12 protein-coding genes are annotated in these 12,238 nt (G+C 32.6%); 4 read left to right on the forward strand and 8 right to left on the reverse strand.

All coding sequences use genetic code 11. The annotated features are described in order from the left end of the window. Window positions 1–5: 5 nt before the first annotated feature. Window positions 6–905, reverse strand: coding sequence for a cell division protein FtsX (locus tag KKQ79_RS04470; protein ID WP_213189163.1), 900 nt, complete (start codon window positions 903–905; stop codon window positions 6–8). Window positions 906–994: 89 nt separating this feature from the next. Here KKQ79_RS04470 and rsmA point away from each other — a divergent pair, with 89 nt between their 5' ends. Further along, window positions 995–1,768 carry a 16S rRNA (adenine(1518)-N(6)/adenine(1519)-N(6))-dimethyltransferase RsmA gene (gene rsmA, locus KKQ79_RS04475; RefSeq protein WP_213189164.1) on the forward strand — a complete coding sequence of 258 codons (774 nt, stop codon included), beginning with the start codon at window positions 995–997 and terminating at the stop codon, window positions 1,766–1,768. On the opposite strand, the gene KKQ79_RS04480 is transcribed toward rsmA, so the two are convergent. Continuing rightward, on the reverse strand, window positions 1,765–2,292 hold the full coding sequence (locus tag KKQ79_RS04480) for a coiled-coil domain-containing protein (protein ID WP_213189165.1): 528 nt from the start codon (window positions 2,290–2,292) through the stop codon (window positions 1,765–1,767). The genes rsmA and KKQ79_RS04480 overlap by 4 nt on opposite strands. Before the next feature lie 133 nt (window positions 2,293–2,425). Between KKQ79_RS04480 and mgtE the strand changes: the two genes are divergently transcribed. After that, complete coding sequence (gene mgtE, locus KKQ79_RS04485; RefSeq protein ID WP_213189166.1) at window positions 2,426–3,775, forward strand: magnesium transporter; 1,350 nt, start codon at window positions 2,426–2,428, stop codon at window positions 3,773–3,775. A 9-nt stretch (window positions 3,776–3,784) separates the two neighbouring features. Here mgtE and KKQ79_RS04490 read toward each other — a convergent pair whose 3' ends face one another. From KKQ79_RS04490 to KKQ79_RS04505, 4 genes are all read right to left on the reverse strand, one after another. Then, complete coding sequence (locus tag KKQ79_RS04490) at window positions 3,785–4,552, reverse strand: TIGR02757 family protein (protein WP_213190679.1); 768 nt, start codon at window positions 4,550–4,552, stop codon at window positions 3,785–3,787. A 104-nt stretch (window positions 4,553–4,656) separates the two neighbouring features. Continuing rightward, window positions 4,657–5,571, reverse strand: coding sequence for a ribonuclease Z (locus KKQ79_RS04495; protein ID WP_213189167.1), 915 nt, complete (start codon window positions 5,569–5,571; stop codon window positions 4,657–4,659). 106 nt (window positions 5,572–5,677) lie between these two features. Further along, window positions 5,678–6,247, reverse strand: a complete 570-nt coding sequence (rdgB, locus tag KKQ79_RS04500; RefSeq protein ID WP_213189168.1) for an RdgB/HAM1 family non-canonical purine NTP pyrophosphatase — start codon at window positions 6,245–6,247, stop codon at window positions 5,678–5,680. Between the two features lie 46 nt (window positions 6,248–6,293). Next, entirely contained in the window at window positions 6,294–7,133 is an 840-nt protein-coding gene (locus tag KKQ79_RS04505; RefSeq protein WP_213189169.1) for a CPBP family intramembrane glutamic endopeptidase, read from the reverse strand. Between the two features lie 561 nt (window positions 7,134–7,694). Here KKQ79_RS04505 and KKQ79_RS04510 point away from each other — a divergent pair. Both KKQ79_RS04510 and KKQ79_RS04515 read left to right on the forward strand, forming a co-directional pair. Continuing rightward, window positions 7,695–9,290, forward strand: a complete 1,596-nt coding sequence (locus KKQ79_RS04510) for a peptide chain release factor 3 (protein ID WP_213189170.1) — start codon at window positions 7,695–7,697, stop codon at window positions 9,288–9,290. Between the two features lie 182 nt (window positions 9,291–9,472). Beyond that, window positions 9,473–10,639 carry a DUF4349 domain-containing protein gene (locus tag KKQ79_RS04515; protein WP_213189171.1) on the forward strand — a complete coding sequence of 389 codons (1,167 nt, stop codon included), beginning with the start codon at window positions 9,473–9,475 and terminating at the stop codon, window positions 10,637–10,639. A gap of 235 nt (window positions 10,640–10,874) precedes the next feature. On the opposite strand, the gene KKQ79_RS04520 is transcribed toward KKQ79_RS04515, so the two are convergent. Together KKQ79_RS04520 and KKQ79_RS04525 are read right to left on the reverse strand one after the other, a co-directional pair. After that, the gene (locus tag KKQ79_RS04520) at window positions 10,875–11,111 is read right to left on the reverse strand and encodes a hypothetical protein (protein ID WP_213189172.1); all 237 of its coding nucleotides are present in this window, start codon (window positions 11,109–11,111) and stop codon (window positions 10,875–10,877) included. Window positions 11,112–11,126: 15 nt separating this feature from the next. Next, the gene (locus tag KKQ79_RS04525) at window positions 11,127–12,191 is read right to left on the reverse strand and encodes a DUF2891 domain-containing protein (protein ID WP_213189173.1); all 1,065 of its coding nucleotides are present in this window, start codon (window positions 12,189–12,191) and stop codon (window positions 11,127–11,129) included. Window positions 12,192–12,238: the final 47 nt, after the last annotated feature.

The raw sequence follows: 12,238 nt of genomic DNA on the forward strand, positions 1-12,238 counted from the left end.
ATTTTCTATGAGTAATATAAATCATCTACGCTAGATGCTAAGAATCTCCAAGTTGCAAAAACTGTACTGATGACGGTAATAAGAATTCCCACTCCAAATACGATTGCAACTAACCAAATGTATTGATTGGTATCTTGTACAAATGGAGTTCCGATTTCACTGGTAAAGAAATACCAACCTGTAAATAAAGCTGTTAAACCAATAATAGCACCGATAATTCCTAAAATGACTGCTTCTTTTACAAATGGTTTAAGGATGAATCTGCGTTTTGCACCTACCAATTGCATGGTTTTGATAATGAAACGTTTAGAGAATATTTTTAAACGGATAGAGTTGTTAATCAACACCATTGCTACGATTAAGAATAAGATAGAAAATGCTAAAATCCAAGTCAAAATTCTATTGAGGTTATTGTAAACTTCAATCGTCAATTTACTGTCGTTTTTCACTTCTTTTACCCCTTCTACTTCATTCAGTTTTTTTACAACATCATTTATTTTTGCAGGATCTACGTATTCTGGTTTCAAAGTAACTTCCACAGATGGTGGGAAAATATCTCCTTCAAAAAGAGCGTCTGTTTCTATACCCAATTGTTTTTTAGCAAGTTCAGTAGCTTCTTGCTTAGAAATAAATTTAGCTTTTTTCACAAAAGGCTGTAATTTTATTCTTTCGTAAGTTAATTTTTGCAACTGCTCTGCTTTCGCAGAATCTCTAGGGTCTATATAATCATCAAAATAAGCTTCTACCACCAATTGCTCTTTGATATAATCTGAATATTTTTGAGCATTTATCAATATCAACCCAAAAAGTCCTACTAAAAATAATACCAATGCAATACTAATGGATACGGTAATGTTGCTAGAACGGAGCCTTTTCTTGTTTAAATCTTCTGCTAATTTTGCCATCAATAAAAAATTTTCTGCTAAAATAGAAAAAAAACTCCGAAATTTGCCCCTGAACAAACACAAAACTGTGTTAAAAAATCTTAAAAATTTTGAACGTAAAAGCAAAAAAACATCTTGGTCAGCATTTTTTAACTGATGAAAATATTGCCAAAAAAATTGTAGAAGGTCTTGACTTTCAACCATATCAATATGTATTAGAAGTAGGTCCTGGAACTGGTGTTTTAACCAAATATCTCCTAGAAAAACCTACCGAAACTTACGTTGCAGAAATAGACACAGAATCCATAGAATATCTGAAATTACATTTTCAAAAACTTGAAAATAAACATTTTACAGGTGATTTTCTCAAGATTAATTTAAATGATATTTTCTCTGGAGAAGTAGCGATAATTGGCAATTTTCCTTACAATATTTCGTCTCAGATTCTTTTTAAGATTATAGAAAATTATCAACAGATTCCAGAAATGGTGGGAATGTTCCAAAAGGAAGTGGCAGAACGTACCGCAGCGGTTCCCAGAACCAAAGATTATGGAATTTTGTCAGTTTTGGTTCAAGCGTATTATGATGTGAAATATCTCTTTACCGTTCACGAAAACGTTTTTAATCCACCTCCAAAAGTAAAATCTGGAGTCATCAAACTTACCAGAAACAGAAAAGAAGGTTTGGAAGGAAATGAAATTCTTTTCAAACAAATTGTAAAAACAGGTTTTGGCCAAAGAAGAAAAAAACTGAGCAATGCACTGAAATCTCTAGATATTCCAGAAGTGTTAAAATCTCATGCTTTTATGGATAAACGTGCAGAAGAACTGAGTGTAGAAGATTTTATCAACTTCACTCAAGAATGGAAAGCTGCAAAAAATTAATTAAAATCTTTCTGTATCAAATCTTCAAGTTTTGCTTGTAAATCGTGAATTTTCGCTTTTAATTCCTTGATTTCTTGCTTGTTATTAGAAACGTTGCTCTTGAGAATTACTTTTTGAGCTTTTTCTTTGTGTTCATCTTCGTCTTCATCATCAGCAATTTCGTCGATGTCTTCTTGAATTTCGTCGATGTCTTCCTGGATTTCATCGATGTCTTCTTGGATTTCATCAATGTCTTCCTGAATTTCGTTTACATCTTCCTTAATCACTTCTATGTGTTTATTGCTTTTGTTGACAGACATTTGAATGAAAATAGACAAGTAAATGGCTTCTAAAGACACAATCGTAGTGAGAACCAAAAGCATTTCTTCGAAATCTACAACTTTAAATAGCGGAAGTAAAAAACTGGTGATAAATAGTAAAGTGTGAAAGACCAATGAAGCGGTAGAACCAATCCAACTGATAACGCTGTCTGCCATTTTATCGAGCATCGTACTATTTTCTGTTTTAAGTTCTCTAAACTTCATTTTGCTTAATTTTCTGACAAAATTACGATTAAAAATCGACTAAAATTTGACTTTAATGATTATTAATGCGAATTTTTGAACTCTTATTTTGTATTTTTGCAAAAATTCTAACTTTTTATCCCAATTAATTTCTGTGATTGAAGAGCAAAAAATATCGCACACCTTACAGTTTCTCATCGAGGAAAGAAATGTAAAAGCTGTTTCTGAAGCCATTTCGGAAGTAGAAGCGGTAGATATTGCCAATATTTTTGAAATTCTAGAAGAAGAAGATCAAAAATTTCTTTACGAAATTATGGATAATGAGCGCTCTGCAGAAGTACTACTCTACATAGACGAAGACGAACGTAAAAAATTCCTGAGAAACTTCTCTACCAAAGAGATTGCAGATAATATCATCAACGAAATTGATTCCGATGATGCAGCAGATATTATTGCGGAATTACCTGAATATCAACAAGATGAAATTATTCAGCACTTAAATGACGAGGAGCACGCACAGAATATTGTAGAACTTTTGCGTTATGATGAAGATGTTGCAGGTGGTTTGATGGCAACCGAATTGGTAAAAGTGAATCAAAATCTTTCTATCATTTCTGCAGTCAAAGAAATGCGTAAACAAGCCGAAGAAATGGAAGAAGTCTACTCTATTTATGTAGTAGATGATTCCGAAAAATTACTGGGTTTGTTAAGTCTTAAAAAATTATTAACCACTTCATCTTCTACTAGAGTTTCAGATGTTTATAACTCTAAAATTCAATTCGTTAAAGATACAGAATCTGCTGAAGAAGTTGCGCGTTTTATGCAAAAATATGACTTGTTCGAAGTCCCTGTTGTGGATAAATTAGGAAAATTAGTCGGAAGAATTACCGTGGATGATGTTATCGACTTTATTACAGAAGAAGCAGAAAAAGATTACCAGTTAGCATCGGGGATTTCTCAAGACGTTGACTCTAGTGATACCATTTTTCATTTAACCAAAGCGAGATTACCTTGGCTATTCATTGGAATGGTAGGTGGTTTAATTGGTTCTAGAGTGTTACAAAGCAATCAAAATGCGATGCACGACATTCCTGCATTGATGTTTTTCGTGCCGCTGATTGCGGCAACTGCGGGAAATATTGGAGTACAAGCTTCGGCGATTATCGTACAAGGTTTAGCGAATAATACTTTAGGAAAAGATACTTTTAAAACTTTATTCAAAGAAGTAAGCGTTTCTGCAGCTTCAGGAATGATACTTTCTTTAATTATTTTTGGATTCAATTTATTGATTAACCATAATGATTTGATGGTTTCTGTCACCATTTCTATCTCTCTTTTAGCAGTAATTATGGTAGCGGCGATTATTGGAACCATTGTTCCTATTGTTCTGGAGAAAAATAAAATAGACCCCGCAATTGCTACAGGTCCGTTTATCACCACTTCTAATGATATTTTAGGCGTGTTAATCTACTTTGCCATCGCAAAAGCACTCCTCCACATTTAGAAAAATTTTTTATAATAACTCATTAGAAACGCCAATTCCGAAAAGCGCATAATCGTATACAGCAGGATCTTGTGGATTGTATTTTCTGATGATTTGGTCGAGTTCTTCTACGGCTTTCCAATCGTTTTGAGGTCTTTGTAAAATTCCTAATTTTCTAGAAATATTCGCAGTGTGCACATCTAATGGAATGGATAAATATTGAGGAGAAAGGTTTTTCCAAATGCCAAAATCTACGCCTTTTTTATCTTGACGAACCATCCATCGCAGAAACATCACCAATCTCTTAGAAGCAGAATTTTTATAAGGCGAACTTACATGTTTATGGCTTCTGTGCGGAATTTCTCCTAAAAAACGAGTTCTAAATCTTTCGATAGCGTGATAATAATTTTCTTCGTGTTCTTTTAAAAGAAATAACTGCTCTAAACTTTCAAATTCAATGTAAACGCTTTTTAAATTCAATATAAATTGTTGAAAATCTTCGCCAGAAAAAGTTCTGTGAACGGCTTTGTTTTCTAATTTTTTGAAATCTTTTTGGGTAACATTCATCACGAAATCGTAAGGAGAATTTCCCATAAAATCGATGATTTTTTGAGCAGATGTAATGATGGATTTTCTATTTCCCCATGCAATGGTAGCCGCAAAAAATCCTGAAATTTCTATGTCTTGTTTCAAAGAAAACTGATGCGGAATAGAAATAGGGTCTAATTCAATAAAATCTACATGATTGTATTGTTCGGCTTTTTGGTTGAGAAATTCAAAGATTTCTTGCTCGTTCATCATAATTTGTGGGATGATGGATGTTTGATGTTTCAAATTTTGCAGACTGATTATAGTTAAACTTTAACTGCGAGATAAAAATGATAAATCAAAAATCGTAAATCTTAAATTTTAACGGCTTCCAATTGCTTCGGAAGATAAGTTTCAGGGAAAATTTCACACGCTTCATTGAGAAAAACCGATAAATCATTGTAGCGATTAGAAAAATGACCTAAAATCAATTTTTTAACATTGGCTTTTCTGGCAATTTTAGCAGCTTCTAGAGCAGTAGAATGACCGGTATAATCTGCCATTTTCTTTAAATCATGTAAAAAAGTTGCTTCGTGATACAAAACATCTACATTTTTAATAATAGGAATAATGCTCTCTAAATATCGAGTATCACTACAAAAAGCATAAGAAACAGAAGGTTCTGCAGGTTTCGTTAAATTTTCATTTTTGAGAATATAACCATCGCTCAACTGAATATTTTTGCCACGTTTTAAATTGTGATAATCACAGATTTCAATTTCAGGATATTTAGAAATTTCCTGCATATTGAGGTGTCTTTCTTTTGGTTTTTCCTTAAAAAGATAGCCGTTACAGTAAATTCTATGGTCTAACGGAATAGTGAAAACCTCTACTCGATTATCCTCAAAATCTTTTTCTGATTTTTTAGAAGAAAGTTCATGGAAAACCACTTCGAAGCCTTGGTGCGTTTCGGTAATTCTAAAAATAGTTTCCATCATTTCTTTAATTCCTTTCGGACCGTACACATGAAGTGGAGTTTCTCTACCCAAAAGTCTAAAACTAGAAATCAATCCCGGCAAACCAAAAACATGGTCACCATGAAGATGCGAGATAAAAATGTGATTAATTTTAGAAAATTTGGCTTTAGCTTTTCTCAATTGAACTTGTGTTCCTTCGCCGCAATCGATGAGGAAACAACGCTCTTCCATTTCTAGAAATTGCGCAGTAGGTGCAGATTTCACGGTAGGAATTGCTGAGTTATAGCCGAGAATTGTTAAATAGGTGCTCAAAATGCTTAAATGATGATTTTTAGAGGTTTAAAGTCTGCAAATTTCGTGAAAATTATTCTAATAGCAAAAGTTATAATGGTTTATAAATCTTTTAATTTTGCAATTTCTACTTTTCTAAAAATGCAAGAAATTTATCTAAAGCATTTTTGCGGTGACTCATGGCATTTTTTTGTTCTGCAGGCATATCTGCAAAAGAAATTTCATGATTTTTGGGAATGAAAATCGGGTCATAACCGAAACCTTTGTTTCCACTTCTTTCGGTGCTTAAATCACCATAAACTCTACCTTCAAAGTATTCTGCTCCATGTTCGTTGTACAAGCATAAAACGGTGATGAAATAAGCTTCTCTATCATTTTTGTCTTGCATTTCTTCTAAAACTTTGGTCATATTTTTGTCAAAATCATGATTCCCTGCGTAACGTGCCGAGTAAATTCCCGGTCTTCCATCAAGTACAGGAACCACCAATCCAGAATCGTCTCCTAAACTGGGCTTTCCAGTTTTTTCGAAGCAGAACTTGGCTTTAATCAAAGCATTTTCATGGAAAGATTTTCCGTCTTCTATAATTTCGTCGTGAATATGATAATCAGTAAGTGAAGTAATGTGGTATTTTTCGCCTAAAATCTGTTGAATTTCTTCTTTCTTGTGTAAGTTGTGCGTGGCAACGAGGATTTCCATTATGTAATATTAAATATAAGATTTATAATTTTTAAATTTTTAGCGCTTATTCTCTGTAATAAATTCTATTTCGGTACATGAATAAATAATAAGAAACAGATAAAAGTACAATTCCTACAATAAGACCATAATATTCTGGTAGATGTAAGTTTTCAGTCACGCTTTCTGAATTTCCATTCAGTAATAAATAGGCAGAAATAAAATTATTAAAAGCATGTAATAAAATGGGCATTAATAAGGATTTAGTCTTGTAATAAACTACGCCTAAAACCAATCCTAATAAAAATGCATTGACTGTTTGCCAAGGATTAAGATGAAAAATTCCAAAGGCTAAAGCTGAAAAAATAATCGCTTTTGCTGGTTTTACACCTTTATTAATCAATCCTTTTTGAATGATACCTCTAAAGAGAATTTCTTCTAAAAAGGGTGCAAAAAGAACCGTAAGAAGATAAATTCCCGCAGTATCTGTAGCGATAGTGCTAAAAGCATCAGACATTTGATCGTACAAAGGACCAAAAAACTCTCCTTCAATAGGAATTTTTGAAACTAAAAACTCAGAAACCAACATCATTCCCAGCATCATAGGAAAAATCATGAGATAAACATGAAAAGGTCTGGTTTGCATGTTAAAATTGAGTTTTTTTCCTTGACTTTTCATCACAAAAACATCAAAACCTATAATCGGAAAAAGCACTGTACAGAGATAGCTCACGATAAAAAATACCATACTGTTTTGGATTTCTGCATAACTTTGTTTAAGTATAAAGTAAGCAAAAAGCGTATACATGCCTAAAACCATGATTCCAATAAATAGTCCAGCAAATAATGCTGCCGCCGCTTTGAAATCAAAAATATAATTTCTGTATTTTGTATTGTCTATACTCATAAATGGTGATAAGTTGATGGGTGTTCAAAAAAAATCTAAAGAAAAATTTCTAAAAACTTATTTTGTTCAAAGATAGAAAAATGAGGGAAGCTACAAGTAGGAAGCTGAAAGTTTTTGCGCCTTTGCGTTGAAATACATCTATCATTTGTTTTACAAAAGAATTTTTAACGCAAAGACGCAATATTTATATTAAAAAAATAGAAAGAAAATAAGACGCAAGAAAATCAAAGATTTTCAAAACAAATAAAGACGAAGTCTTTTTGCGTCTTAAAAACATAATCAATTCATAGATATATTTTGTGACCTTGCTTTGAAATATATCTATCATTTGTTTTACAAAAGAATTTTTAACGCAAAGACGCAATATTTATATTAAAAAAATAGAAATAAAATAAGAAGCAAGAAAATCAAAGATTTTCAAAACAAATAAAGACGAAGTCTTTTCGCGTCTTAAAAAACATAATCAATTCATAGATATATTTTGCGCCTTGGCGTGGAAATACATCTATCATTTTCAAATCTCAATAAAAATCACGATTTTTGCAACTTCAAAATTTAGAAATGAGTTTATTACAAGAAATATCAAAACGTAAAACTTTCGGGATTATCTCTCACCCAGATGCTGGAAAAACTACTTTGACGGAGAAATTACTTCTTTTCGGAGGAGCAATTCAGGAAGCAGGTGCTGTAAAATCAAATAAAATTAAAAAAGGGGCAACTTCCGACTTTATGGAAATCGAAAGACAAAGAGGGATTTCGGTAGCAACTTCGGTTTTAGCATTTGAATACAAAGGAAAGAAAATCAACATTCTCGATACACCTGGTCACAAAGATTTTGCGGAAGATACTTATAGAACGCTTACTGCGGTAGATTCTGTAATTGTAGTAATAGACGTAGCAAAAGGTGTGGAAGAGCAAACTGAAAAACTCGTAGAAGTTTGTAGAATGCGTAAAATCCCAATGTTGGTTTTCATCAACAAACTCGATAGAGAAGGAAAAGATGCATTTGATTTGCTGGATGAAGTTGAACAAAAATTAGGTTTAAAAGTAGTTCCGCTTTCGCTTCCGATTGGGATGGGAAGTGATTTCCAAGGAATTTATAATATTTGGGAGAAAAACATTCAGTTATTTCTTGAAGAAAAGAAACAAAAAGTAGGTGAAACCATCGTCATCAATGATATCAATGACAGTTCGGTAGATGAAATCATCGGTGAAAAAGCTGCAGCTACTTTAAGAGATGAACTAGAACTCATAGAGTCTGTTTATCCAGAATTCGATAGAGAACAATATCTTACTGGTGAACAACAACCGGTGTTTTTTGGTTCAGCTTTGAATAATTTTGGGGTAAGAGAATTGTTGGATGCTTTTGTAGAAATTGCACCAATGCCTCAACCCAAAGAATCTGACCTTAGATTGGTAAAACCAGAAGAGAAAAATTTTACAGGTTTTGTCTTTAAAATTCACGCCAATATGGATCCGAAACACCGTGATAGATTGGCTTTCGTGAAAATTGTTTCGGGAACTTTTAAGAGAAATGAAAACTATCTTCTAGTAAGAGAAGGTAAAAAAATGAAGTTTTCTTCGCCAAATGCTTTCTTTGCAGACAAAAAAGAAGTGGTAGACGAAAGTTTCCCTGGAGATATTGTAGGTTTACACGATACTGGAAGTTTCAGAATTGGAGATACTTTAACTGCTGGAGAAAAATTACAGTTCAAAGGAATCCCGAGTTTCTCACCAGAACATTTCCGTTATATCAATAATGATGATCCATTAAAAGCAAAACAATTGGCGAAAGGTATAGACCAATTAATGGATGAAGGTGTGGCGCAGTTGTTTACATTAGAAATGAACGGCAGAAAAATTATTGGAACTGTGGGTGCGCTTCAGTACGAAGTAATCCAATACAGATTAGAGCATGAATATGGCGCAAAATGTACGTATGAACCTATCGGAATTCATAAAGCGTGTTGGATAGAAGCCGACGAAAAATCTGATGAATTCAAAGAATTTGCAAGATTAAAACAGCGTTTTATGGCAAGAGATAATCATGGTCAGTTGGTGTTTTTAGCAGATTCTGCTTTCACGATTCACATGACTCAAGAAAAATTCCCGAATGTGAAATTACACTTCATCAGTGAATGGAATCATGCAAAATAATTTTAAATTATAGATTTTAGATTATAAATGAATCTTCAAGGAAACTTGGAGATTTTTTTGTAAAAATTTTGAAAATTATTTTACAATTCATTGATTTTCATGATTTTAATGTAAATACGATTTTTTACCTATTTTTAGGGAACATTTTTTGTATTAAGTTTGGCATCAACAAAACTATTAAAATGAAGAAAACAATTTTTAGTCTTTTTACTGCTACTCTATTATTGGTGGCTTGTAATAAAACCGATATTCAACAAACGGCTGATTCCTTTAAAACAGCAGATAGCCTTTTTAACCAAGCAAAAGAAAGTTATCAAACCCTCGATTCTATTTCTAAAATCGTCAATGATTCTAACAGTACCGTAGGAAAAGTAATCCTTCCAGAAATCAATAAGCATAAAGAAATCATAGAAGACGCCATTAAAAAAGGAAATGTAAACATAGATTCCCTCAACAAGGAATTTAAAAAGTTAGATAACAAAAGCCAACAAGCACAAGACATTAGAAAAGCGATTGATTCAGCGAATAATGCCATAAAAAGTGGCGACAACGCTGCTTTAGTTATTGCTGAAACGGCCAATAAAATCTTGAAGCAAACTTCTAAAAATAATACACAAAATCAACCAGAACCTGAGGTTCAAAATCAAAATCAAGCTCAGAATCAACCTATTCCTCAGCGTGAACTCTACCCTATTTCGAAAACAACGAGATTGCAAGTTTCGGTAGAAGATTTGGCTGCTGCAAAAGCCCTGTTAAATCAAGAATTGAGCACTTATAATGCAGATATTATCACAGAAAATTATACCGAAAACGAAGGAATTGCCAAACAATATTTGACCGTAAAAGTACCATTGAGTAATTTCAATGAATTGGTGAATAAAATGAGCAGTCTGGGAAATGTAGAATCTAAAAACACAGAAGTAGAAGGCAATGATTATGTAGGAAGCCAAATGTGCGATGTGGAACTCACTTTGGTAGACAATACTCCAGAAACCAATAATGCAGAGGATTTAAACATTCTGAATGATGAACAAAAAGACGAAACTTTCGGGGATAAATCTTCTAATGCATTTATGAAAGGATTTGCGGTTTTGGGTGGATTATTTTTAGCGCTTATTCCGTTTTGGCCAATATTTTTAATCGGCGGAATTGTTTGGTATTTCGTGGTAAAAAGAAATAAGAAAAAACGCGAAGAAGAATTCCAAAGACAATTGGCTTTAGAAAGAGAAAAAATAAAAGCAGCGGAAGCATTAAAACCATCAGCAGAAACGCCTCAAAATGCACAACCAACAAATGCTGAGGAAAATAAAAACGATGACGATATTTCTAAATATATGCCGAAAGAGTAAAATTTATTGAGTTCACAATTTATTTACATATTTTCACATTTATGTAATCCCAATTAAACATAAAGTTTGTCATTCCGAAGGAATCTAAATTTTCTTTGTTGAGATGCTTCCAGCATGACAAACTATGTGTGTATTTTTTAAATTTTTTGATTAGCAGATTTAAATTTTACATGAATTTATCTTATACCCTCTAAAAATTTATAACAAAATCCTCCAGAATGTTCTGAAGGGTTTTTTAGTTAATAAGTATCATAATATAAACCACAATAATTACGGCTAGAGGAAATAAAGAGAGATAAAACTCACCTTTGCCTTTTTTATAAGCAAAAAAAGAGCTGATAATTGAAGAAATAATAAATAATGGAAATATTATTTCTATTGTGAGATGTTTTCTCAGAATAAAATATATAAAAATCGGAATTAATAAAATTCCTTTATAAAAATATTCATTATTAAAGATAGATTTATTCATTATTTTAAAATTAAATTACTTACTCAAAGCATACACCGCAAAACTAGCCAACCAATGGTCGCCACCATAATTTCCTTTAAAAACCAATGGTAAAGCATTTTCTAAAAATTTAGCGGAAGTTTCCTCGAAATGCTTTTTGTGTCGGTGATTTTTAGGTAAAACTTGAGCAATATTTTTCATACACCAACTTCTAGTAAAACTTAAACCAACCAAATGAACGGTTTGATAATCATTAATATCCGAAATTACAGGAATCTGTGAAATATTCTCAATACTTCTCTTTTCGTAGAATTTATTAAACCATTTTACATATTCATCTTGCGGAAGAATTCTGGTCATCAAATCAGCGATTTCTAAACTTGGCGAGAAGAAATCACTTCCGTCTGGTTCCAGATATGCAGGCGTTTTTTCGTCTTTTAGATAGAAATATTTTGCTTTTTCGATGAGTTGGTTTTCAAAATCTTTTTCGCCAACCGTTCTTGCCCAATCTATGGCAAAACTTAGTGCAAATGCAGTGTTGGGATGAACTCCTGTTCTATTGGGATACGTTTGTTTCGGTAAATATTCTTTCCACAATTTTACGATTTCATCAGTGAGAGGTTTTAAATTTTGATGCCAAATTTTCGCTTGTGGATTTTCCCAACTCGCCAATTCTGCATCTAATTGAAGCAACCAAGCCCAACCGTAAGTTCTCTCAAAACCTTTAGCTACTTGATATTTACTGAAATATTCTGCTTCGGCTTTTATTTTATCGGCTTGAAAAGAACCTTCCAAAATTTTTACAATTTCTTCTTTATTTTTGAGAAAAGGTTTGTCTTTGAGTAGTTTTACGAGCATCCAATGTCCATGAACTGATGAATGCCAGTCAAAACAGCCATAAAAACTAGGGTGTAATTCTTTGGGAGTCAGTTTTACATCTATTTCATTATTGATAACATGTGCGGTTTTATTGGGGTATTCTTGATTGATGCAATGCACTGGTTTTTCAGATAATTGAAATGCGATTTCATCAGTAAGCGTGGGAACTTGCGCTGAAAGATTCAAGGAAAACAAAACGACTAAAAGACTTAATTTTTTCATTGAATAAATGTATAAAAATTTAATAAATAGGAAAACAAAAAGTCGAA

The sequence above is a fragment of the Cloacibacterium caeni genome (genome assembly GCF_907163125.1).
Lineage (GTDB): Bacteria > Bacteroidota > Bacteroidia > Flavobacteriales > Weeksellaceae > Cloacibacterium > Cloacibacterium caeni_B.

Bases quoted from the DNA above. Each gene is read 5' to 3' on its own strand.
- KKQ79_RS04470 (WP_213189163.1), bottom strand. From the start codon at position 905: ATGGCAAAATTAGCAGAAGATTTAAACAAGAAAAGGCTCCGTTCTAGC.
- KKQ79_RS04480 (WP_213189165.1), bottom strand. From the start codon at position 2,292: ATGAAGTTTAGAGAACTTAAAACAGAAAATAGTACGATGCTCGATAAA.
- KKQ79_RS04490 (WP_213190679.1), bottom strand. From the start codon at position 4,552: ATGAACGAGCAAGAAATCTTTGAATTTCTCAACCAAAAAGCCGAACAA.
- rdgB (WP_213189168.1), bottom strand. From the start codon at position 6,247: ATGGAAATCCTCGTTGCCACGCACAACTTACACAAGAAAGAAGAAATT.
- KKQ79_RS04505 (WP_213189169.1), bottom strand. From the start codon at position 7,133: ATGAGTATAGACAATACAAAATACAGAAATTATATTTTTGATTTCAAA.
- KKQ79_RS04510 (WP_213189170.1), top strand. From the start codon at position 7,695: ATGAGTTTATTACAAGAAATATCAAAACGTAAAACTTTCGGGATTATC.
- KKQ79_RS04515 (WP_213189171.1), top strand. From the start codon at position 9,473: ATGAAGAAAACAATTTTTAGTCTTTTTACTGCTACTCTATTATTGGTG.
- KKQ79_RS04520 (WP_213189172.1), bottom strand. From the start codon at position 11,111: ATGAATAAATCTATCTTTAATAATGAATATTTTTATAAAGGAATTTTA.
- KKQ79_RS04525 (WP_213189173.1), bottom strand. From the start codon at position 12,191: ATGAAAAAATTAAGTCTTTTAGTCGTTTTGTTTTCCTTGAATCTTTCA.